Here is a 22,167-nt window from a genome sequence, read left to right as displayed (position 1 = left end):
AAAACCGACTAAATAATAGTCGGTTTTATTATATCATAATTATTTTAAAATTTAATTATTCTTGTTCAGCGAATTTTTTCTTTTTCGCTGCACGCTCACGCTCGTTTTTATCAAGAAGCTTTTTACGTAAACGAATTGATGTTGGTGTAACTTCACAGTACTCATCATCATTTAAGTATTCTAAAGATTCTTCAAGCGTCATAATACGTGGTTTTTTCATTGTTGTTGTTTGGTCTTTGTTAGCTGAACGGATGTTAGTTGCATGTTTAACTTTAACAACGTTTACTGATAAATCATTTTCACGGTTGTGCTCACCAACAATCATACCGTCGTATACATCTACACCTGGCTCAAGGAAAATTACACCACGGTCTTCAAGACCCATAATTCCGTAAGTTGAAGATTTACCAGTTTCCATTGAAACTAATACACCTTGACGACGTCCACCAACTTGACCTTGAATAGCTGGTTGGTAGCTATCGAATGAATGGTTAATGATTCCATAACCACGAGTTAATGTTAAGAACTCAGTAGTGTAACCAATTAATCCACGAGCTGGTACCATAAATGTTAAACGAACTTGACCGCTACCATTATTAACCATGTCTCTCATTTCACCTTTACGGGCACCCATTGATTCCATGATTGAACCAGTATATTCTTCAGGAACGTCAATTTGTACATGCTCAACTGGCTCACATCTTACACCATCAATTACACGAATGATAACTTCTGGTTTTGAAACTTGAAGCTCATAACCTTCACGTCGCATATTTTCAATTAAGATTGATAAGTGAAGCTCTCCACGACCACTTACGATCCATACATCAGGAGAATCTGTGTTTTCTACACGTAAACTTACGTCAGTTTGAAGTTCTTGTAATAATCTTTCTTCAATTTTACGAGAAGTTACAAATTTACCTTCACGACCAGCAAAAGGTGAATTATTAACTAAGAAAGTCATTTGAAGCGTTGGCTCATCAATACGTAAGATTGGAAGTGCTTCTTGTTGTTCAGCAGGACATACTGTTTCACCAACGTTGATATCTTCCATACCAGATACAGCTACTAGGTCACCAGCTTTTGCTTCTTGGATTTCAATACGCTTTAATCCAATAAATCCAAACATTTTCGTAATACGGAATTGTTTAACTGATCCATCAAGCTTCATTAATGCAACTGATTGACCAACTTGCATAGTCCCACGGAAAATACGACCGATTCCGATACGACCTACATAGTCATTGTAGTCTAATAATGTTACTTGGAATTGTAATCCCTCTTCACTATTATCAATTGGAGCTGGGATGTGCTCAATAATTGTATCAAACAAAGCATTCATATTTGATTCTTGTTTAGCAGGATCAGACTCTAAACTTGATGTTCCGTTGATTGCTGATGCGAATACAACTGGGAATTCTAATTGATCTTCGTCTGCACCTAATTCAATAAATAAATCGATTACTTCATCTACTACTTCATCAGGACGAGCGAAGTCACGGTCAATTTTGTTTACAACTACGATTGGTGTTAAATGTTGTTCTAAAGCTTTTTTCAGTACGAAACGAGTTTGAGGCATACATCCTTCATATGCATCAACTACTAAAAGAACACCATCTACCATTTTCATGATACGTTCTACTTCTCCACCAAAATCGGCGTGTCCAGGTGTATCCATGATGTTAATACGTTTACCTTCGTATTGAATTGCTGTGTTTTTAGCTAAAATTGTAATTCCACGTTCACGTTCTATATCATTTGAGTCCATTGCACGCTCATTAACGTTTTCGTTTGAACGGAATGTACCTGATTGTTTTAATAATTCATCAACTAACGTTGTTTTACCATGGTCAACGTGAGCAATAATTGCGATATTGCGTAAATCTTCTCTTTTTTTCAAAATATATTCACTCCTAAAATGTATACACATCTGTTTTCATTATTAACTAAAACATTATAGCACATGCATGGCGAAATTTATCAATAAAATGTTTAATCAAAAATATAAATTATTAATAAAAATTTATTAAATATTTATTTTTTTCAAATTTACATCCGATTCGACAGAGAGTAAAATAAGATATGAACAGGAGGATTCATCATGTCTAACACTAAGTTTCGGCTTTTCTGCGTAGCACTTTTATCCGTAATCTTCTTAATTCTAGTTGGTATTATGCTAGCAGAACTAAGTATTATAGGCGCTGTCATTTCACTAATTATTTCAATTTCATTAGTTGGTTATGGTTTTTCATTACGTGCTAAATTAAAAAGAGAAGGTAAGTTTTAATATCTTACCTTCTCTTTCTTTATTGTAAAAATTCGATGTAGTCGCTCATTAATTCTTTTTGAATTGAAGGATTACTTATTAGTACTGAGCTTTTTTTCAATATCGAAAGTTTTTCATTTTTTAGCGTTGTACATATTCCACCAAGCTCTTCAACTATAATCTTACCCGCAGCAAAATCCCATGGAGATAATCTTGGTGTAATATATGCATCGATTCGCCCCATTGCAACATAGACCATTTCGATCGCAGCAGTTCCATAAGATCTACTTCCTCTAACTCTACGAACAAGCTCTCCTAATTTTTCATGGTTTAAATAACGATTTTTTGTTAACCAAATCGCATTTACAGCTACTATAGCCTCTTCGATTACAATATTTTTCAAAGGAGTTATTTCTACATCGTTTAAAAATGCACCTTCTCCTTTTTTAGCGAAGTATAGTTCGTTATGTATTACATCCAATATAAATCCCATTTTACCGATTCCGTTTTCATAAATACCTAATGAAATTGCAAAATTACGTTTTTGATGGACAAAATTCATCGTTCCATCAATCGGATCAAGAATCCATACAATTCCATCTACTTGATCCAATTCATCGCCTTTGCCTTCTTCACCGAGCAAGTAATGATTCGGAAACTTCTTTTTTATTTTTTCATAAAAGAATTTTTCAATTTCTTCATCTTTATTTGTTACTAAATCATTTTCATTCGATTTCGTATTGATTGTAATCGAGTCATATAGAGAGCTTTTAATATTTTCAGCTGCCTCTTGAAGCAAGTTTCTTGCGAATTGTTCAATTTCTTTCCAGTCTTCATTCATCTTTAACACTCCAAACTCTCGTGCTGAACTATTTATATTATGGTCCTGTATATCAGTTTACCAATTTTATCCTAAAAAAACCTAATGAAATGATTTTTATTTAATTGAGGAACTTTTTTAGAGGGTGGGCATACGATAAATCATTGGGCGGGCGCTTAGAAGAATGTGCACACAGAAAAACGAACCTATTTAAAGGTTCGGTAAATAAAATTCGCTAAGCTTCTAGACGAATTAATTCTAATCTTAATAATTCTAATTTCTTCTTTGATTCAATCATTGCATCACTGTCATTCACTGTCATAGCATCAAATAAAGTAGCTAATTCGTAATCTAATTCTAATCTAAGTACAGGTATTCTCTTTTCAGCATCAGTTCTTTTTAACGCATTAATCACTTGTCTCATCGTTATCCCTCCATAGAATATAAGTTGCAAAACAAATTGTAAAAGTTAATTAACAAAATTTTCTGATTTTTATCTTGCTACTAATATATGTTATTTAAGCTTATAATGTAACTAAATTATACAGAAACATATTACCCATTTGTTTTGGACAAACATGGTATACTAATCAGAGAAATAAAGCTAGGGGGTTCCAATATGGTTCAAACTTTTTTTAAAGAAAGTGATTTTGAAATATTTACAACTGACTCAACATTAGAAAATAGAATGAGTGCTATACAAAATGAAATTCAACCAAAGTTTAAAGAAATTGAAGAAGAAATATTACCATTTTTAAATGTACAATCTGATCAAACTTTTTTTGGTCATATCGCTAAGCATGCTCGTCGAACTGTGAATCCTCCAAAAGATACTTGGATTGCGTTTGCTACAAATAATCGTGGATACAAAATGCTTCCTCATTTCCAATTTGGACTGTGGGGTACACATCTTTTTGTCTATTTTGGCATTATTTACGAAAGTCCAAATAAGCAATCGATTGCAATTAATTTTGAAAAAAATAAAAATAAACTTTACAAAATAATTCCAAAAGATTTTGTTGTTTCATACGATCACATGAAGCCTGATGTAATTCAAAAAAGTAAAATGAAAAAAGATGATTTCAGTGCGGTTATAAAAAGATTTCATGATGTAAAAAAAGCTGAATTTCTTTGTGGAATAACGATTCCTAAAGATGAAGCGATTACACTTACAAAGGATGAACTAATCCAACGTATTATAGAAACATATAATACTTTAATTCCATTATACAATATAAGTGTAAAATGAATTAATATAAGTGTTGTTTAATTATACATATGTCAAAATCAAAAGTCTATGCCCATTCTTTACACATTTTTCGACAGGACGAATTATGAAATTAATTTCAAAAGTCTAGGGATGTACATTTAAAGCCCATTTAAGGTAGCTAATAAACCTTTAATGGGCTTTTATTTTTGTTTTAATATATTATGTTTTATCTAGATTGCATTTTAATCTTATCGCCAGGTGCACCCTTTTTAGCTTTTTGTATTACTTGATATGCAGAATAGCCCGATAGCTCCTCTAATTCGTTACATAATTTTTTTTCTTCAGCAATGCTAGGTACGATTGACTTAAACTGTTTATACGCAGTCATTAGTTCTTCACGTTCTACTCCCTTTTCATATGCTTTTTCTACTGATGTGTAGAACGCTATTACTTCGATTGTCTCATTTGTTGACCAATCATATGAAATTGGGTATTGGTAATCCATTCAATTCACTCCTACTTTTATGTAATTAATTCCATTTTAACACATTTTTCAAATTTCATTCTTTATTTAAAAATTGATATAATTTCATCTCAATGAATAAAATTTCATAAATTTGTAATATTTTTCTATACAGAAAATTCATAGAATGATATAATCTTTTTGTTTTTCAAATGAAGGTAAGACAGTTTTTAACTTAATGAGAGTAAACAGTTGAATTGTTTACAAACATATCACTTCCGAAAAACACTATTATTCATTAAATGGGGTGTATGTTAAATGAAACAAAATGAAACACCGTTATTTTCTTCTTTATTAGAACATGCAAAGAAGAACCCTATTCAATTCCATATTCCTGGACATAAAAAAGGAAATGGAATGGATCCTACTTTTAGAGAGTTTATTGGTGACAATGCATTATCAATCGATTTAATCAACATTGCTCCTTTAGATGATTTGCATCATCCAAAAGGTAAAATAAAACAAGCACAAGATCTTGCAGCTAAAGCTTTCGATGCAGACCACACTTTCTTTTCGGTACAAGGCACAAGCGGTGCTATTATGACAATGGTAATGAGTGTTTGTGGACCTGGCGATAAAATAATCGTACCAAGAAATGTTCATAAATCTGTTTTATCCGCAATCATTTTCTCAGGAGCGACACCAATATTTGTTCATCCTGAAATTGATAGTGAATTAGGTATTTCTCACGGTATTACAACAAATGCAGTTAAAGAGGCTATATTAAATAATCCAGATGCTAAAGCAGTTCTAGTCATTAACCCTACATACTTTGGATTTGTAGCTGACTTAAAAAGCATTGTTGACTTAGCACATTCACATGGCCTTGCCGTTTTAGTTGATGAAGCTCACGGTGTACATATTCATTTCCATAATGAATTACCGATGTCTGCGATGCAAGCAGGGGCTGACATGGCCGCTACGAGCGTACATAAGCTTGGAGGGTCAATGACTCAAAGTTCCATTTTAAATGTAAGAGAAGGCCTTGTAAATGTTCACAGAGTACAATCTGTTTTAAGTATGCTGACAACTACGTCCACATCCTATTTATTACTTGCTTCATTAGATGTTGCAAGAAAAAGATTAGCGACTGTTGGTGAAGAATTACTTACAAACACTATTAGACTAGCAAATAATGCACGAAATAAAATTAATTCAATAAATGGTCTATATTGTCCTGGTTATGACTTAGTTGGTAATGAAGCAACATTCAATTTTGATCCTACCAAGTTATTAATAAGTGTAAAAAAATTAGGTATTACTGGTCATGATGTTGAAGTTTGGTTAAGAGAGCGTTTTAATATTGAAGTAGAAATGTCTGATTTGTATAGTGTTCTTTGCATTTTAACTCCTGGAGACAGCGAAGAAGATATTCAGCAGTTAATGCACGCACTTGAAATATTAGTAACTGAATTTGAAATTTCAGAGCGTAATACAAATTTAAATGTTGAGATTCCTACTATTCCAAATTTAGCAGTCTCACCAAGAGATGCATTCTATTCAGAAACAGAGTCTGTTCCATTAGAGGATTCTGTAGGAAGAATTATCGCTGAGTTTGTAATGGTTTATCCACCTGGAATTCCAATCTTCTTACCTGGTGAAGAGATTACACTTGAAAATCTCGTTTATATTAAAAAGAATATTGAAGCAGGACTACCTGTTCAAGGTCCAGAAGATGAAGAATTATTAACATTAAAGGTATTAAAATAAATAAACTCACAAAAAGAAACTAAGGATTTTTAGAATATGTCTTCACACTAAAACTAGGAAATGAAACCTAGTTTTTTTGTATTATAAATCACATCTAACTCATATAGGCATATGATAGGTAAGGTAATTATACTGATGCGTATTAAAAATTGTTTTTATGTTAGGATGTGGACTTATTGATAGTCGTGAATAATAAAATTGTTCATGCTTCATTAAAAAATAGCGAAGATTCAAATAATAAGCTTTATCAAGAAATATTGTCTAATTTAACATCTAGTAAAAAGTCACATATTTATAAATCAGAGAAAGAATTATCATTTGATGTAACACTTCGAACTTATGTCCTTCAGGCGTCTAAAGAACTCTTAACAAGTGGTATGCAATTTAGAGTTTTTAGAAGAGCTTATTGTAATCCAATGTTTTGGATTCGTACACCAATGGGAGGATTCAGACTTAGGCCAGGCATAAGAGCTTCAATGGGAATTTATGATATATTTCGAAACGGACAATTTTATGCAACTGAATGTGCTACTGCAATCATAATGGTCTTTTATAAGGCCCTATTAGATTTATACGGCTATGAAATTTTTGATCAAATTTTCGATAACGGTTTTTACTTATACACTTGGAATTATGACCCTAAATTAGCCATATTAACGGCTGAAGTTGATCGCCCAGCACCAGGCGATGTAGTTTATATAAAAAATCCAGAAGTCGATCCAATGACTCCAGAATGGCAAGGGGAAAACACAGTATGTATGGGAAGTGATTATTATTATGGTCACGGAATCGGCATACGGGGGCTTCGAGAGATCATTTACCATTTAAATATGCATAGATATCCTTTTGCAATGGTTTCTGCTTATTTAACAAATTTGAATACAAGAATTGACTCTAATGAAATGGCTCAATATTTAAAAGACAATTCAAAATTGATACCAGTTAAAACGCGAGAAGTTTCATCTGATGTAGTAACAGCAAGAATTGGAGATCAAACTCAAATTGCATAATTAAAAAAAATGGCGACTCTTAAGTCAAAGGACTTTTGAGTAGCCTTTTTTATTTACGTTTATAAAAGTACGACACGGGCGAACACTTTGTGAACTTTATTGATAAAGTTGTGAACTTCGTTGATAAAAGCGTATTTCTCGTTGATAAAATCATGTTTCTCGTTGATAAAAGCATAATTCTCGTTGATATCTTGATAAATTCCGTTGATAAAAGCCTAATCACGATGAAATAGTGATTAATTTCAAAGGTAAAGCCGTAAGTCTCATTGAAATATCATAAAACTTTACTGAATTTTAAAAGATTAATAGTAATTGCCTATTATTAAGAAGATAAATACATAAAAACCCACAAGAAAAAAATACCTCCTTGTGGGTTTTGCTTCATTATATAAATGCCTTTTTAGTTCGACTCTTAGACATTAATTTTATATTATTATTTATCAACCTTCATTTTCTGCTGATTGACACTCTTCGCAATCTTTTACATAAAGTGTTGTTACTTTTTCATCCTCAAAATGACCTACTGTTTTATCACAACATTTGCACACGAACGTTCCCATGATGTAACCCCTTTCATAATGTTGTATTAATCAACTGATTTCATTATAAAGTGTTATACTTATTTACGCAACAGGTAAATAAGTATAACTTTATTTTTCTAATACCACATTATTCAAAAGGTTTGGGAACGTGTAAATGTTTTAATTAGTATAACACATTTATTTTTTATTCATAACTCTCCTCTATACTTGGTGACGGAAGCCAGTCGGCTAAATAATCTGCAAGCTGCATTGCTTCTTCTTCTGTTTTTAGTTTACACAAAAATTTTAATTGATTAGGAAACGATACATCTTGGCGATCTAATACGATACATTGCCTTGATTGCATACAAATGACGAGTGGCTTCCCAAAGAACATGTTCGTATATACAATGCCAATATCGTATCTTACATCATGAGCGACAAACCCTACAAATCTTACTCTTGCATTTTCATGATCATCATATAGTTTTTCAAACATAGTATCACCCACTCCTCTTCTTAAGTGTTGTAAATTAATACATATGAAGAAAAATTTAAATTAATACCGAATACTTGTCTAAAAATTTGAAATAATGTTATGATAAAAATGATTAAAAGTGATGTTTTTCTCAAAAAACGTCTTAGGGGGAAATATAAAAATGGTTCAACAAGCTACTATTCAATTAGTGGATAAATCAAAATACGAAGAAGCAAACTTAGAATTATTAAATACTTTAATAAATGATTACATACAATCTTCTACTAAAATCGGTCAACAAGTTGACTGGAATTATGAAAGGGCTTCATTTCCTTATTCTATTTCCAATAAAAAATTAGATGACCAAGATGCTCTTTATTTACAAAGTGAAGATTCACGCTATAAACATTTTGTTGTTTCAATTCAAGACAATAAAAACATAGTGATTACACTATTACCAAACTCAACTTATGGAGATAAAGGTAAAGCAAATGAACTTTGCAGATATTTAGCTCAAAAAATTGAAGCAAAGCTTGAACTATTTAACAAACGAATCATGTATTTTTATAAAAGATAATTTAAAATAATTTAACGATTGCTTGACAAAAGAAAAAGATCGAAGCGTAAAAGCAAGTAATAACAATACTTGCTTTTCTTGTATTCCCAACATATTTTGCAATTAAATACAGCTGGTAGAAAAAGACTATAAACAAAATGACTTTCGAATAAACTTGATCTCTTTTAGACAATAACAATACAAATGAAAAACCTACCCAAAAAAATTGATGGATCATTAATACGATTAATTGTTTCCTCATCTATACTCCCACCATTCAATCATCAATTACTAGAAGTGTTTTCTAAAAGTTATGCTAGACATGCCTTAATCATGCAAAAAAACCTCCTATCTAATAAAGAGGATCCAGGCAATTGAATGATGATAATTTTCACTTAAGGATATTCAATTTTCATGGTGCGAAACCTTGACCTATAGCGGGCCATTTGTCTCTTTAACCCCCCCTCAATTCCAATTCCAATAGGTGTCGAGCACTGTCCACTCCAATCAGACTCTTCTACAAAAAGAGATTTATTACTATTTTTGGCTAAGTGAAACACATCATTAAATTTCATCAATAGGTTTGCCAATCGTGATTCATCCTCCTCCTATCTCAAACTACCATTTAAAACTATCAAAATAACTCTCAAGTTTTATATTTGTATATTTGTATGCTTTCAAAATGGACTAGCATGAATAAGATATAGCATTACTAAGTAATATTGCTCAGAATTTCCCGCCACCTCTTAGCTGTCCTAGTGGTTTTAGCTGTAGAAGAATCACACTTGGAGGTATTATTGGAATAGAAACGGGTGTAAATCCAGCTGCAAAAGAAATCTTTGTTGGGTTTATTATCGCTGGTGTATCATTAGAAGGAGTTGTTTTAAGTCTTTCAAATCCTAGAGCAGTTTTAGGTGGAGAGATTTATATTGCAAAGGCCGAACTAGTTTTAGAATTCGCAATTGAAAATCTACCTGTACTTTATCTCAGTGGAGAAGCATGTATCGGACCAGATATTCTTGGCTTACGTACATGTACGGGACTATCTCGCACAAGAATTGGGTTTTAACTAAAACTCTTTACTAGTTAATTTTTTACAAACTCTCGTTAAAAAACATATTTCTAACAAAAAAAGAAGACCTCCAATTAATGAAGGTCTTCTTTTTATATTATTTTTAGAAGCATTACTTAAGAACGTGGATTGGATGACCCATCGCTAATTCAGCAGCTTCCATTGAGATTTCACCTAATGTTGGGTGAGCATGAATTGTTTGAGCAATATCCTCAACGCTCATGCAAGCTTCAATTGCAAGGCCTAGTTCAGAAATGATATCTGAAGCATTTACACCTGCAACTTGAGCACCAACTAGTACTCCATCTTCTTTACGAGAAACTAATTGTACGAATCCGTCAGTTGAATTAAGTGATAATGCGCGACCATTTCCACCGAATGGGAATTTTGCAACATTTACAGCTAATCCTTCTTCGTCCGCTTGTTTTTTAGTATAACCAACAGTTGCTAGTTCTGGATCAGTGAATACTACTGCTGGGATTGCTAAGTATTCAATTTGACTAGGCATACCGCTAATTGCTTCAGCAGCTACTTTACCTTCATAAGAAGCTTTGTGAGCTAATGGAGGTCCAGCAATTACATCACCAATTGCAAATATGTTTTTAACTGTTGTACGAGCTTGTTGATCAGTTGTAATTACACCACGTTCGTTAATTTCAACACCGATATTTTCTAAGCCCATCTCACGAGAGTTAGGGAAACGTCCAACTGTTACTAATACGTAATCAGCTTCGATTTCTTTCATTTCGCCGTTAGCTTCGAATTTAACAGTTACGCCATCAGCTGTTTCTTCAACGCCTTTACCGAATGCTTTTGTTACGATATCAACATTGCCTTTTTTCTTTAATCCACGTTTAACAATTGAGCTCATTGATTTTTCGAAACCATTTAAGATTTCATCACCAGCTTCAAGAATTGTTACGTGAGTACCAAAGTTAGCATATGCTGTACCTAATTCCATACCGATATAGCCGCCACCGATCACAACTAATTTCTTTGGAATTTCAGTTAAGTTTAATGCACCTGTTGAATCAATTACACGTTTGCTCCATTTGAAACCAGGGATTTCGATTGGAGTTGATCCTGTTGCAATAATTGCATTGTTGAAAGAATATGTTTGAGCAGAATCTTCAGTGATTACACGAATTGAATTCGTATCATTAAAGTATGCTTCACCAGTAATAACTTCAACTTTATTACCTTTTAATAAACCAGCTACACCGCCAGTTAATTTATTAACAACACTGCTTTTCCAAGCTTGAACTTTTGTAAAATCAACTTTTACATTTTCAGCTGTAATACCGATATCTTCAGAATGCTTAGCAGTCTCATAACGGTGACCAGCTGTAATTAATGCTTTTGAAGGAATACAACCTACGTTTAAACATACTCCTCCAAGATTACCTCTTTCAACTACCGCTACTTTTTGTCCAAGTTGTGCTGCGCGAATTGCTGCAACATAACCACCAGGACCGGCACCGATAACGACCGTATCTAGTTCAATTGCAAAATCTCCTACTACCATTTATCTTACGCCTCCATTAATAATAATTCTGGATCATTTAATAATCGTTTAATGTGGTTTAAAGCGTTTTGAGCTGTTGCACCATCGATAATACGGTGGTCAAAGCTTAATGATAACGCTAATACTGGAGCTGCTACGATTTCTCCATTAATAACTACTGGTTTCTCAGCGATACGACCAATACCTAAAATAGCAACTTCAGGGTGGTTAATAACTGGAGTAAACCATTGTCCACCAGCTGAACCAATATTTGTGATTGTGCAAGTTGCGCCTTTCATTTCTGCAGGAGCTAATTTACCATCACGTGCTTTTGTAGCTAACTCGTTAATTTCAGCAGAAATTGAGAAGATAGCTTTACGATCAGCATCTTTAACAACAGGTACTAATAAACCTTTATCAGTGTCTGCAGCGATACCGATGTTATAGTAATGTTTGTGTACGATTTCGCTAGTAGCATCATCGATTGATGTATTTAATGCTGGGAATTTACGTAATGCAGAAGTTAAAGCTTTAACAACATAAGGTAAGAATGTTAATTTGATACCTTGTGCAGCTGCAACATCTTTATATTTTTTACGGCTAGCAACTAGTTTTGCTACATCTACTTCATCCATTAATGTAACGTGTGGAGCAGTGTGTTTAGAGTTAACCATTGCTTTAGCGATTGCTTTACGAATTCCACTCATTTTTTCACGAGTTTCAGGGTATGCACCTTCTGGAATTGGCATAGCTTTTGGAGCTTCTTGAGTAGCTGGAGTTTCAGTTACAACTTCAACAGCAACCTCAGTTTGTGCAGCAGCAGCTGGTGCTACTCCACCTAATAAGAATGCATCTACGTCATTTTTAGTTACACGGCCATTTTTACCTGAACCTGGAACAATGCGTAAATCAACATTTTTCTCACGAGCATATTTACGTACAGATGGCATTGCAATTACATGAGCTTTTGGCTCAATTGCAGCAACTGGTGAAAGTGGTGCAGCATCTGTTTTTGGTTCAGCTTGCTCATAAGATTCTTGTACTTTTGCTTGAACTGCTTCAGCAGCTTCTGGTACTGGAGTAGTTGCTGGAGCTTCTTCAGCATGTTGACCTTTAAAGCTAATGTTTTCATAACCAGGAGCATCTAAACGTACTAATACGTCACCTACAACTGCAACTGTTCCTTCTGAAACTAATACTTCTAATACTTTACCTTTAACAGGTGATGGAATTTCTACTACTGATTTATCGTTTTGTACTTCACAAATGATATCATCTTCATTTACTTCGTCGCCTGCTTTAATAAACCATTTTACAATTTCACCTTCGTGAATACCTTCACCGATATCTGGTAATCTAAATTCAAATAGACTTGCCACTGAGTTTGACACAGATTTCTACCTCCGAACAAAATTAAATTAATTTTTAAATTTTATCTATCTATAATGTAAGAAAGGTATTGATGAATTCATCAAATACCTTTCTCTATTTTTGTTAAATAATCATTAGAAGTTTAAAACTTTTTGAATACCTTCAACTACATCTTTATGGTTTGGTAACCAAACAGTTTCTGCTTCTGAGAATGGGTATACAGTGTCAGCTGCAGTAATACGTACAACTGGTGCTTCTAATGAAAGGATACAACGATCATTAATTTCAGCAACAATATTTGCAGCAATACCAGCTTGTTTTTGTGCTTCTTGTACAACAACTGCACGGCCAGTTTTCTCAACAGACGCAACGATTGCAGCAGTATCTAATGGGTGAATAGTACGTAAGTCAACAACTTCTACTGATACACCTTCTTTTTCTAATTCTTCTGCAGCTTTTAATGCAGTGTGAACCATTGCACCGTAAGCAAATACAGAAACGTCTTTACCTTCACGTTTAACATCAGCTTTACCTAATTCGATTGTGTACTCACCTTCAGGTACATCTTCACGGAATGAACGATATAATTTCATGTGCTCTAAATAGATAACTGGATCATTATCACGAATAGATGAAATTAAAAGACCTTTCGCATCTTTAGGTGTTGAAGGAATAACCACTTTTAAACCTGGAGTTTGAGCCATTAATCCTTCTAAACTATCCGCGTGCATTTCTGGAGTATGAACCCCACCACCAAATGGTGAACGGAAAGTAATTGGAGAAGTAAAACGACCACTTGTACGGTAACGCATACGAGCAGCTTGGCCTGCGATTGAGTCCATAATTTCGAATAAGAATCCGAAGAATTGAATTTCTGCTACTGGACGGAAGCCTTCAATACCAAGACCGATTGCTAGTCCACCAATTCCTGATTCAGCAAGTGGTGTATCGAATACACGCTCTTCGCCGAAATCTGCTTGTAAACCTTCAGTTGCACGGAATACACCACCGTTTACTCCAACGTCCTCACCGAATACGATTACAGTAGGATCGTTTTTCATTTCAACGCGTAATGCATCTGTGATAGCTTGAATCATTGTCATTTGCGCCATGACTTACTTCGACTCCTTCTCTTTGAAAATTGCATATTGCTCTTCAATATTACTTGTTTTAGTTTCGAACATATTTTCCATTAAATCAGTAACTTTTTGTTTTGGTTCTTGGTCAGCAAGTTTAATGCCATCTTTAATCGCTTCTTTTGCTTCTTCGATAATTGCATTCTCTTCTTCTTCAGTCCATAGACCTTTTTTCTCTAAGAACTTACGGAAACGAACGATTGGATCTTTTGCTTCCCACTCATTTTCAGTATCTTTTGTACGGTAACGAGTTGGATCATCACCAGCCATTGTATGTGGACCATAACGGAATGTTAAAGTTTCGATTAACGTTGGACCTTCACCATTTACTGCACGTTTACGAGCTTCAGAAGTAGCTGCATAAACTGCTAAAGGATCCATACCATCAACTTGAATACCTGCAATACCTACTGCGATTGCTTTTTGAGCAATTGTTCTAGCTTTTGATTGCTTAGAAACTGGAGTTGAGATTGCGTATCTGTTATTTTGTACAATGAAAATTGCAGGAGCGTTATAAGCACCAGCAAAGTTTAATCCTTCGTAGAAATCACCTTGAGAAGAACCACCGTCACCTGTATATGTAATAGCAACAGAGTTTTTACCTTTTAATTTCATACCAAGCGCAACACCAGCAGCTTGAATAATTTGAGCACCAATAATAATTTGAGGGAAAATTACGTTAACATCTTGAGGAATTTGACTTCCAACGAAATGTCCACGTGACCATAAAAATGCTTTATATAATGGTAAACCGTGCCAAATCATTTGAGGCACATCACGGTAACCAGGTAGGATAAAGTCTTCTTTTTCAAGAGCAAATTGACTTGCTAATTGAGAAGCTTCTTGTCCAGCAGTAGGAGCGTAGAAACCTAAACGACCTTGTCTGTTTAATGAAATAGAACGTTGATCAAGGACACGAGTCCATACCATACGCTTCATTAATTCTTTTAATTTTTCATCAGATAATTCTGGCATCGCTGCTTCGTTAACGATTTCGCCCTCTTCGTTTAAAATTTGAAGAGTTCCAACTGAATCACCAAATTGAAGCATATGATTCATTAATTCAGAAACAGTTTGTGTATTCTTCATTTCTTTTGTTTCCTTTCCATCTACTTTCTTAGTAGTAGTTGCCACTTAACCCACACCCTTCTTTAATTATCGAGGATTTATTTACTATATCCATCATGTGTATTTTCTTAGGAATAATTACAAGTAATGAAAACTTATAATTAAAAACTGTACTTATACGATTTGTGTATTACACTAGTACAACATTGAACACTAGTACAGTTTATAACACGTTCACAAACACGTCAAATATTTTGTTGTATTATTTTATTCATGATTTTTCGGAAAACTTTTCTCATTTTTCTTACCCTGTACTACCTTTGAAACAGCAATCTGTTATACAATAACAGAAACTCTTTAAAATTATACTTAAATAGCTAATAACTTAAATTTTTTATCGTAAATTCCAAACTGTACTACAACGATTTTTATTGAATATATCTAGGTAATTCCATTTATTTACCATATTTTTCATATATGTCTTTTTGTAGATCATTTAATTTTTGAGTATAAAGATTTAATTGATCATTATATTTAATGACATCTTTATAGTTCTTATTTGTATTCTTTGTCTTACTCTTAACATTTTTTAAATCAACTTTTTTCTGAGATAATAACTGATAAATTGAAAGATCTGTTTCAATCGCTTCTTTATATTTCGAATTCAATTTATCGTATAAATTTGTTCTGTCTCTCCAGGTTTTAATGAAGTTATTTACTTCATTGCGAAACTTTTCATCTTTAGTTTCAATGTTTATTGTTTGAAGTTCTTCAATTTTTATGTCTATATCGTGAATTAATTTTGACTCCTCTTTTACTCCTTCTTTCCGCTCATTTAATAAATTAATCGCAAGTTTAGCCGACTCTTGTCTTTTATTTACTTCATTAATTTTATATAAATAAATTTTTTCATAATACTCCAGCTCTTTAATTTCTAATTTTTGGATTTTCTCACCAGCTTTTTGAAACTTTTGCTCCATTTTCGCAATTTCACTTAATTTATTTATAACTAATTTTCTTTGATTTGCTTGAGAAGTACAGCCCATACAAAAGATTAATAAAAGACTTACTATAAGAAATAAAGAATAGATTTTTTTATACATAATTCCACCCAATTTTTTGTCATGATTAGTTTCATATTGCATCTTTTCATACTTTTTATACGTCCTCAAAAATAATATGGTCACATACCCACACACTTTATGTACTTTTTCATAATTTGTAGTATCCGCTATATGCGGAAACAGTTTAAAGGGAGGTTATTATATGTACGGTTACGGATACGGAAAAGGTGGATACCCTGGTTATGGCGGCGGATGCGGATGCGGTTACGGTGGTTTCGCATTAATCGTTGTTCTATTCATTTTATTAATTATCGTTGGTGCAGCTTTCGTTTTATAATTCACACTAACACAGCCTCTATTATTAAATGTATAACCACAAACTTTAGGAGCGATTTTATATCGCTCCTTTTTCAATTTCAATCTTCGCCCCTTTACTGACAATTTAAAAAAGATTTGTTAGACTAAACTAATAATACTAGTCAATAGTACATATTTATTTTTTGAAAAAATGAAGGAGTGAAGTTCATTTGATTACAATGACAAATATAATTCGAGAGGGCGACCCTAGATTAAGGGAAGTATCGAGCGAAGTAATTTTACCACCATCGGTTGATGATATAAATTTAGCTAATTCATTATTAGAGTATGTTATTAATAGCCAAAACCCAGAAATTGCTACAGAATACGGATTACGTTCAGGTATTGGTTTAGCAGCACCACAAATAGGCATTTTAAAAAGAGCGATTGGTGTTCATGTAACTGACCAACAAGGCAATTTATTTAGTTATGCTTTATTAAATCCAAAAATTATTAGCCACTCTGTAGAACAAGTTTACTTATCCGGTGGTGAAGGTTGTCTATCAGTTGATCGTGATGTTCCTGGATATGTTCCTCGTTATGCAAGAATCACTGTTAGTGGTTTTGACACTAGACTTGGTGAAGTGAAAATCCGTTTAAAAGGATTACCAGCAATTTGCTTCCAGCATGAAATTGACCATTTAAATGGTGTAATGTTCTATGATCATATAAATAAAACGAATCCATTCTCTCCTCCAGAAGGTGCAGCACCCTTAGAGAGAAATTCATAAAAAAAACAGGGGTCGTCCTAAAAGTCAGCTAACTGACAATTAGGTGGCCCCTATTTATGTATAAAAAATATTGTTAAAGCCTATTAAAGACATTCTTGCGGGTTTTTCAATAAAAAAAGAGGATGTCATTAAGACATCCCATTTTTATTAAAGCAATCCTGCCCATTTTAAACCGTTTAAAATACCGTCTTCATCAACATTCGTTGTTATATGATTTGCTAGCTTTTTAAGAGGTTCTACTGCGTTCCCCATAGCAATACCAGTGCCGACCTTTTCAATCATTTCTAGGTCGTTTAATCCATCACCAAATGCGAATACATTTTGCATATCAAACCCTAGATGATTTACCATTTGTAAAATTCCATTTGCTTTTGATCCACCGACTGGTAAGACATCTGATGAGTAATCATGCCAACGAATGAAATTAAACTGATTAAAACCATCTGTTAATAAAGATTCTTTATGCTCTTCGCAAAATAATAACACTTGATAAATTTCACGATTTTGATAAAAATCATGTTGTATTTCAGGATGAACCATTTTAATTGTAGCCATCGCCTCTTTAATATGGAGATTTGTATCTGTCGATGCTCTCATCGTTTCATTGTTTAAATAAATAAGCGGAATATCAAGCTCTTTTGCTTTTTGAGTAAACAGATGAAGTTGTTCTTCATTTAATGCATGGCTGTGAATTCTTTCACCTTCAAATTCAGCATATTGTCCATTTAAACTAACAAAAGTATTTATGTTTAATTCTTCACGAATTTCTTTAAACATAAATGGCGCACGACCAGTTGCGATCCCAACATGAATATCTTTATTTTGTAGTTCTGAAATAGCTTTCTTTGTACTTTCTGGAATTTCTTTATCATGATTTAATATCGTTCCATCTATATCGAAAAAAACAATTGGTTTAGTCATATTTTACTCTCCTCACTCACTAAGATGCTGCATTTGCTTTTGAGTTACTAATTTTTGACTTCTTCTTACTATTTGTAATAAATACTCCTAGAAGTACGATTAATAATCCGATAACCATTTTATATGTTAAAGGTTCGTCTAAAAAGAAAAATCCCCAAACTGAAGCAAAAACAGGAACTATATAAGTAACCATAGTTGCAAATTCTGCACTACCTTCTTTAACCATATAATAAAATAGTAAATATGCCAACCCCGAACATAAAACACCAAGTCCAAATACACCACTAAAAACTTCTAAATTTACAAAAGGCTTAAGTGTCCCTTTTCCTACAATACACATATAAATAAAACTGAAAACACCAGATATAGCAAGTGTTAAAAACGAAATAGTTAAAACATCAATTTTTTGTAAATACTTTTTCGTTAAATGTGAACCAAGCCCATAACAAAATGTAACAAATAACATTAATACTGAATAAATTATATTATTGGAGAAAATTGTTGATGGGTTAATATTCATCATAATCATAAGTCCGATAATCCCAATAAAAAGCCCGATTCCTTGCATCCTTTGAATTCTTTGAGAAAAGAAAAAATAACCGATTAGAAGTGTAGCTATTGGAGTAAACGCATTTAAAATTGCAGCTTCATTACTTTGTAGATGTGTTTCACTAAAAGAAAGAAATAACCACGGAATTGCGTGATTAAATAATGAGATGATAATAATTAAACTCATTTTCGGTAAATTTTTAAAATCAATTTTCACCTTTTTTATTAGCATAATGATTAATAAAGTAACCGCACCAAAGAAACAACGATAAAACACTATTGCTTCAGGGCCGATGTCATTTAAAAGGAGTTTAATAAATAAAAACGATGTACTCCAAATAATACTTAATAAAAACAAGGCTGTGTATAATTTTTTCACATATTTCTCCCCTATCCCTTAAAAGATTCCCTCTATTTTAACGTCTTTTCTGAATATATTGTATGAAAATGCCTTTTCGATCAATACTACACATAAATATACCATGTCCGTGTTGTTTATAAGCAAGTTTAATTTCGTGTATAGGAGGTAAAACTAATGTTACGTAAACTTAGAAAAAAATTAAAAAAACGGCTAAAACTATTATTAAAAAAGAAAAAATACATCTCAATAATTTCTAATATATTTTTAAATTAAACCGTATTTTAGGTAATCTTCAATAAAAAGAATGAAAATATATAAAAAATCACTTATAATATTGAGAAGATAGTGAATTGACAAGGAGAGATTTAAATGATTTTTAAAGTATACTATCAGGAATTACCTTTAGAGGTACCTGTAAGAGAAAAAACTAAAACAGTTTATGTAGAAGCTGAAAGTGAAAGAGAAGTTCGTGCGAAATTATTACCTTTCAATTATAATATTGAGCTTGTTCAAGCTTTAACTGGTGCTCATCTTGAATTCGAAAAACAAAGTGAAAGCTTTAAAGTTCTGGAGCTAGCGTAAACATATGAAATTTCTTAAAAATGATCAAGCTGCCGTATTCGCACTAGGTGGCTTAGGGGAAATTGGAAAAAATACATACGCAGTACAATATCAAGATGAAATTATATTAATCGATGCCGGAATCAAGTTCCCTGAAGATGAACTATTAGGAATAGACTACGTAATACCTGATTATTCTTATTTAGTTCGAAATGAGGAAAAAATAAAAGGTTTATTTATCACTCACGGACATGAAGACCACATTGGTGGTATTCCATATTTATTAAGAGAATTAAATATTCCAATCTATGGTGGTAAACTTGCTCTTGGTTTAATTAAAAACAAACTTGAAGAACATGGTCTTCTAAGAAAAGCTAAATTAATTGAAATTAAAGAAGACGATATCATCAAATTTAGAAAAACAAGCGTAACATTCTACCGTACTACACATAGTATTCCAGACTGTTACGGAATCGTTGTAAAAACTCCTCAAGGACAAGTTGTTCATACAGGAGACTTTAAATTCGACTTTACACCAGTTGGAGAAACAGCTAATTTAACAAAAATGGCTGAAATTGGTAAAGAGGGCGTTTTATGCTTACTTTCAGATAGTACAAATAGTGAAGTATCACATTTTACAATGTCTGAGAGAAAAGTTGGCGATACGATTAATGAAATTTTCCGTAAAGTAGACGGTCGAATTATATTTGCAACATTTGCTTCAAATATTCATCGTCTTCAGCAAGTAGTTGAGTCTGCTATTGCAACTGGACGTAAAATTGCTGTTTTCGGAAGAAGTATGGAAGCAAATATCGAGATTGGACATGACTTAGGTTATATTAAATGTCCTAAAGATACATTTATTGAAGCTTCTCAAATTAACCGTATACCTGCAAATCAACTTGTTATTTTATGTACAGGTAGTCAAGGTGAACCAATGGCCGCATTATCACGTATTGCTAATGGTACACACCGTCAGATCCAAATTATCCCTGGAGATACAGTAGTATTCTCTTCTTCACCAATTCCAGGTAATACAATGAGTGTAAATCGTACGATCAACTTATTGTATCGTGCTGGCGCAGAAGTAATTCACGGATCATTAAATGACATTCACACTAGTGGTCATGGTGGTCAAGAAGAGCAAAAATTAATGCTTAGACTAATGAAGCCAAAGTATTTTATGCCAATTCACGGTGAATATAGAATGCAACGTATGCACGCTAAACTTGCAATGGATTGTGGAGTTCCGGAAGAAAACTGCTTTATCATGGATAATGGTGAAGTATTAGCTCTTCGTTCGGATGAAGCGATGGTTGCAGGAAAAGTACCTTCTGGCAATGTTTATATTGATGGAAGCGGTATCGGTGATATTGGTAATATCGTATTAAGAGATCGTAGAATTTTATCTGAAGAAGGTCTTGTAATCGTTGTCGTAAGCATCGATATGAAGGAATTTAAAATCTCTGCTGGTCCAGACATTATTTCACGCGGATTTGTTTACATGAGAGAAAGCGGCGATTTAATAAATGAGGCACAAGCAATGATTTCTACTCATTTAAACAAAATCATGGAACGTAAAACGTCTCAATGGTCTGAAATTAAAAATGAGATTACAGATACTTTATCTCCTTTCTTATACGAAAAAACAAAACGTAAACCAATGATCCTTCCAATTATCATGGAAGTTTAATGACATAATTTAAAGGAGTTGTCTTTAAAGTTAAAATACTTTTAAGACAACTCCTTTTTTCGATTATTTTTCAAGAAGTTCCTCTTATTTCACGCCCATACTTATCATTAAATCCTTATGTATATTCTGTTAAATTTAATTTAGACAACGTTCGCATGCGTTAGTTGTAGCGTGATTCTAGTACATCAATATCCAGAATCATCAACTCTCCATTTACCCTTTTTACTATCTCTAATCAGAGTCCAACTAAAATCAGACTGAGTTGAATTTGGCTCCCAACTTCCATCTCCCCCAGTAGAATCGACTTTAAATGTAGAAAGTAAAACAAGTACATTTTTTTCGTTTACACCATTATCCATACCCCCACCATATTGCATATAATCTTTGGAAATTGAATGCGATTCTGTTTCTGAATACCATATATCTGTCATTGTGCATCCTTCATAATCCTTGAATTCTTTCTTTACAGTTTCAACTGCTGCATTTAGTTCATCTTTAGAGTACTGCTTAGATTGTCCTATTTTTACTTTTACTTTGTCAGCATCCATATACGTATACGCACTAGAATTTGAATTAGTATTAGCATCTGTTTGGCGCTGATAGATTAGAATGAATACTCCAACAACTAATAATAAAAAAAGAGGTAAAAAGATTTTCTTGTTTTTCATAAATTTTACTCCTGTTA

At 33.0% G+C, this 22,167-nt stretch carries 24 protein-coding genes; 9 read left to right on the top strand and 15 right to left on the bottom strand.

Translation table 11 applies throughout. The annotated features are described in order from the left end of the window. Positions 1–55: 55 nt before the first annotated feature. Positions 56–1,900 (bottom strand): translational GTPase TypA, encoded by a 1,845-nt coding sequence (gene typA / locus CN601_RS12805; protein WP_179865545.1) that lies wholly within the window; start codon positions 1,898–1,900, stop codon positions 56–58. A gap of 201 nt (positions 1,901–2,101) precedes the next feature. On the opposite strand from typA, the gene CN601_RS12800 reads away from it, so the two are divergent. After that, positions 2,102–2,287, top strand: a complete 186-nt coding sequence (locus CN601_RS12800) for a DUF5325 family protein (RefSeq protein WP_098117706.1) — start codon at positions 2,102–2,104, stop codon at positions 2,285–2,287. Positions 2,288–2,306: 19 nt separating this feature from the next. On the opposite strand, the gene CN601_RS12795 is transcribed toward CN601_RS12800, so the two are convergent. Continuing rightward, on the bottom strand, positions 2,307–3,107 hold the full coding sequence (locus CN601_RS12795; RefSeq protein ID WP_098117708.1) for an inositol monophosphatase family protein: 801 nt from the start codon (positions 3,105–3,107) through the stop codon (positions 2,307–2,309). A gap of 214 nt (positions 3,108–3,321) precedes the next feature. After that, on the bottom strand, positions 3,322–3,510 hold the full coding sequence (locus CN601_RS12790; RefSeq protein ID WP_098117709.1) for a hypothetical protein: 189 nt from the start codon (positions 3,508–3,510) through the stop codon (positions 3,322–3,324). A 195-nt stretch (positions 3,511–3,705) separates the two neighbouring features. Here CN601_RS12790 and CN601_RS12785 point away from each other — a divergent pair, with 195 nt between their 5' ends. Then, positions 3,706–4,335: a YktB family protein gene (locus tag CN601_RS12785; protein ID WP_098171260.1), complete on the top strand. Its 630-nt coding sequence runs from the start codon at positions 3,706–3,708 to the stop codon at positions 4,333–4,335. Between the two features lie 187 nt (positions 4,336–4,522). On the opposite strand, the gene CN601_RS12780 is transcribed toward CN601_RS12785, so the two are convergent. After that, on the bottom strand, positions 4,523–4,801 hold the full coding sequence (locus tag CN601_RS12780) for a UPF0223 family protein (RefSeq protein ID WP_098171259.1): 279 nt from the start codon (positions 4,799–4,801) through the stop codon (positions 4,523–4,525). Positions 4,802–5,077: 276 nt separating this feature from the next. Between CN601_RS12780 and CN601_RS12775 the strand changes: the two genes are divergently transcribed. Both CN601_RS12775 and CN601_RS12770 read left to right on the top strand, forming a co-directional pair. Further along, entirely contained in the window at positions 5,078–6,529 is a 1,452-nt protein-coding gene (locus tag CN601_RS12775; protein WP_098171258.1) for an aminotransferase class I/II-fold pyridoxal phosphate-dependent enzyme, read from the top strand. Positions 6,530–6,714: 185 nt separating this feature from the next. Next, positions 6,715–7,539: a protein-glutamine gamma-glutamyltransferase gene (locus CN601_RS12770; protein WP_257131711.1), complete on the top strand. Its 825-nt coding sequence runs from the start codon at positions 6,715–6,717 to the stop codon at positions 7,537–7,539. Between the two features lie 440 nt (positions 7,540–7,979). Here the strand turns inward: CN601_RS12770 and CN601_RS12765 are convergent, their stop codons facing one another. Next, positions 7,980–8,099 (bottom strand): GapA-binding peptide SR1P, encoded by a 120-nt coding sequence (locus CN601_RS12765; RefSeq protein WP_098117715.1) that lies wholly within the window; start codon positions 8,097–8,099, stop codon positions 7,980–7,982. Between the two features lie 166 nt (positions 8,100–8,265). Then, positions 8,266–8,559, bottom strand: a complete 294-nt coding sequence (locus CN601_RS12760; RefSeq protein ID WP_098117716.1) for a DUF3055 domain-containing protein — start codon at positions 8,557–8,559, stop codon at positions 8,266–8,268. Between the two features lie 160 nt (positions 8,560–8,719). Here CN601_RS12760 and CN601_RS12755 point away from each other — a divergent pair, with 160 nt between their 5' ends. After that, positions 8,720–9,115, top strand: coding sequence for a DUF1885 family protein (locus tag CN601_RS12755; protein WP_098117718.1), 396 nt, complete (start codon positions 8,720–8,722; stop codon positions 9,113–9,115). Between the two features lies 1 nt (position 9,116). Here CN601_RS12755 and CN601_RS12750 read toward each other — a convergent pair whose 3' ends face one another. The 6 genes from CN601_RS12750 to CN601_RS12720 all read right to left on the bottom strand — a co-directional run bounded on the left by CN601_RS12750 (position 9,117) and on the right by CN601_RS12720 (position 16,348). Next, positions 9,117–9,356 carry a hypothetical protein gene (locus CN601_RS12750; RefSeq protein ID WP_257131703.1) on the bottom strand — a complete coding sequence of 80 codons (240 nt, stop codon included), beginning with the start codon at positions 9,354–9,356 and terminating at the stop codon, positions 9,117–9,119. A gap of 922 nt (positions 9,357–10,278) precedes the next feature. After that, the gene (gene lpdA / locus CN601_RS12740; protein ID WP_098171255.1) at positions 10,279–11,691 is read right to left on the bottom strand and encodes a dihydrolipoyl dehydrogenase; all 1,413 of its coding nucleotides are present in this window, start codon (positions 11,689–11,691) and stop codon (positions 10,279–10,281) included. 5 nt (positions 11,692–11,696) lie between these two features. Then, entirely contained in the window at positions 11,697–13,049 is a 1,353-nt protein-coding gene (locus CN601_RS12735; protein ID WP_098117779.1) for a dihydrolipoamide acetyltransferase family protein, read from the bottom strand. 126 nt (positions 13,050–13,175) lie between these two features. Further along, on the bottom strand, positions 13,176–14,153 hold the full coding sequence (locus CN601_RS12730; RefSeq protein WP_098117721.1) for an alpha-ketoacid dehydrogenase subunit beta: 978 nt from the start codon (positions 14,151–14,153) through the stop codon (positions 13,176–13,178). Positions 14,154–14,156: 3 nt separating this feature from the next. Further along, positions 14,157–15,236: a pyruvate dehydrogenase (acetyl-transferring) E1 component subunit alpha gene (pdhA, locus tag CN601_RS12725; protein WP_257131710.1), complete on the bottom strand. Its 1,080-nt coding sequence runs from the start codon at positions 15,234–15,236 to the stop codon at positions 14,157–14,159. 464 nt (positions 15,237–15,700) lie between these two features. Next, complete coding sequence (locus CN601_RS12720) at positions 15,701–16,348, bottom strand: YkyA family protein (RefSeq protein ID WP_179865543.1); 648 nt, start codon at positions 16,346–16,348, stop codon at positions 15,701–15,703. Between the two features lie 163 nt (positions 16,349–16,511). Between CN601_RS12720 and CN601_RS12715 the strand changes: the two genes are divergently transcribed. Together CN601_RS12715 and def are read left to right on the top strand one after the other, a co-directional pair. Then, complete coding sequence (locus CN601_RS12715) at positions 16,512–16,646, top strand: YjcZ family sporulation protein (protein ID WP_098117723.1); 135 nt, start codon at positions 16,512–16,514, stop codon at positions 16,644–16,646. Between the two features lie 190 nt (positions 16,647–16,836). Further along, positions 16,837–17,397 carry a peptide deformylase gene (gene def, locus CN601_RS12710; protein WP_098117725.1) on the top strand — a complete coding sequence of 187 codons (561 nt, stop codon included), beginning with the start codon at positions 16,837–16,839 and terminating at the stop codon, positions 17,395–17,397. A 147-nt stretch (positions 17,398–17,544) separates the two neighbouring features. On the opposite strand, the gene CN601_RS12705 is transcribed toward def, so the two are convergent. Both CN601_RS12705 and CN601_RS12700 read right to left on the bottom strand, forming a co-directional pair. Beyond that, positions 17,545–18,318, bottom strand: coding sequence for a Cof-type HAD-IIB family hydrolase (locus CN601_RS12705; protein ID WP_098171254.1), 774 nt, complete (start codon positions 18,316–18,318; stop codon positions 17,545–17,547). A gap of 19 nt (positions 18,319–18,337) precedes the next feature. Continuing rightward, positions 18,338–19,246, bottom strand: a complete 909-nt coding sequence (locus CN601_RS12700; protein ID WP_098117728.1) for a DMT family transporter — start codon at positions 19,244–19,246, stop codon at positions 18,338–18,340. Positions 19,247–19,597: 351 nt separating this feature from the next. On the opposite strand from CN601_RS12700, the gene CN601_RS12695 reads away from it, so the two are divergent. Both CN601_RS12695 and rnjA read left to right on the top strand, forming a co-directional pair. After that, positions 19,598–19,810: a DNA-dependent RNA polymerase subunit epsilon gene (locus CN601_RS12695; RefSeq protein ID WP_098117729.1), complete on the top strand. Its 213-nt coding sequence runs from the start codon at positions 19,598–19,600 to the stop codon at positions 19,808–19,810. Positions 19,811–19,814: 4 nt separating this feature from the next. Next, positions 19,815–21,482, top strand: coding sequence for a ribonuclease J1 (gene rnjA / locus CN601_RS12690; RefSeq protein ID WP_098117731.1), 1,668 nt, complete (start codon positions 19,815–19,817; stop codon positions 21,480–21,482). Positions 21,483–21,667: 185 nt separating this feature from the next. On the opposite strand, the gene CN601_RS27225 is transcribed toward rnjA, so the two are convergent. Continuing rightward, a complete protein-coding gene (locus CN601_RS27225; RefSeq protein ID WP_218923241.1) occupies positions 21,668–22,150 on the bottom strand; it encodes a hypothetical protein in 483 nt (160 codons plus the stop codon). Positions 22,151–22,167: the final 17 nt, after the last annotated feature.

Origin of the sequence: Bacillus sp. AFS017336 (genome assembly GCF_002555445.1) — a bacterium.
In the GTDB taxonomy this organism is placed as follows: Bacteria; Bacillota; Bacilli; order Bacillales; family Bacillaceae_G; genus Gottfriedia.
Note: the sequence above shows the minus strand (reverse complement) of the source record. Positions and strands in the feature narration are given on the sequence as shown.

What these genes read in the sequence shown, in the direction of transcription:
- CN601_RS12775 (WP_098171258.1), top strand. Translation starts at nt 5,078, where the DNA reads ATGAAACAAAATGAAACACCGTTATTTTCTTCTTTATTAGAACATGCA.
- CN601_RS12730 (WP_098117721.1), bottom strand. Translation starts at nt 14,153, where the DNA reads ATGGCGCAAATGACAATGATTCAAGCTATCACAGATGCATTACGCGTT.
- CN601_RS12765 (WP_098117715.1), bottom strand. Translation starts at nt 8,099, where the DNA reads ATGGGAACGTTCGTGTGCAAATGTTGTGATAAAACAGTAGGTCATTTT.
- CN601_RS12705 (WP_098171254.1), bottom strand. Translation starts at nt 18,318, where the DNA reads ATGACTAAACCAATTGTTTTTTTCGATATAGATGGAACGATATTAAAT.
- pdhA (WP_257131710.1), bottom strand. Translation starts at nt 15,236, where the DNA reads ATGAATCATATGCTTCAATTTGGTGATTCAGTTGGAACTCTTCAAATT.
- CN601_RS12785 (WP_098171260.1), top strand. Translation starts at nt 3,706, where the DNA reads ATGGTTCAAACTTTTTTTAAAGAAAGTGATTTTGAAATATTTACAACT.
- lpdA (WP_098171255.1), bottom strand. Translation starts at nt 11,691, where the DNA reads ATGGTAGTAGGAGATTTTGCAATTGAACTAGATACGGTCGTTATCGGT.
- CN601_RS12795 (WP_098117708.1), bottom strand. Translation starts at nt 3,107, where the DNA reads ATGAATGAAGACTGGAAAGAAATTGAACAATTCGCAAGAAACTTGCTT.
- CN601_RS12750 (WP_257131703.1), bottom strand. Translation starts at nt 9,356, where the DNA reads ATGAGGAAACAATTAATCGTATTAATGATCCATCAATTTTTTTGGGTA.
- CN601_RS12780 (WP_098171259.1), bottom strand. Translation starts at nt 4,801, where the DNA reads ATGGATTACCAATACCCAATTTCATATGATTGGTCAACAAATGAGACA.
- CN601_RS12695 (WP_098117729.1), top strand. Translation starts at nt 19,598, where the DNA reads ATGATTTTTAAAGTATACTATCAGGAATTACCTTTAGAGGTACCTGTA.
- CN601_RS12755 (WP_098117718.1), top strand. Translation starts at nt 8,720, where the DNA reads ATGGTTCAACAAGCTACTATTCAATTAGTGGATAAATCAAAATACGAA.
- CN601_RS12800 (WP_098117706.1), top strand. Translation starts at nt 2,102, where the DNA reads ATGTCTAACACTAAGTTTCGGCTTTTCTGCGTAGCACTTTTATCCGTA.
- CN601_RS27225 (WP_218923241.1), bottom strand. Translation starts at nt 22,150, where the DNA reads ATGAAAAACAAGAAAATCTTTTTACCTCTTTTTTTATTATTAGTTGTT.
- CN601_RS12760 (WP_098117716.1), bottom strand. Translation starts at nt 8,559, where the DNA reads ATGTTTGAAAAACTATATGATGATCATGAAAATGCAAGAGTAAGATTT.
- rnjA (WP_098117731.1), top strand. Translation starts at nt 19,815, where the DNA reads ATGAAATTTCTTAAAAATGATCAAGCTGCCGTATTCGCACTAGGTGGC.
- CN601_RS12720 (WP_179865543.1), bottom strand. Translation starts at nt 16,348, where the DNA reads ATGTATAAAAAAATCTATTCTTTATTTCTTATAGTAAGTCTTTTATTA.
- CN601_RS12715 (WP_098117723.1), top strand. Translation starts at nt 16,512, where the DNA reads ATGTACGGTTACGGATACGGAAAAGGTGGATACCCTGGTTATGGCGGC.
- CN601_RS12790 (WP_098117709.1), bottom strand. Translation starts at nt 3,510, where the DNA reads ATGAGACAAGTGATTAATGCGTTAAAAAGAACTGATGCTGAAAAGAGA.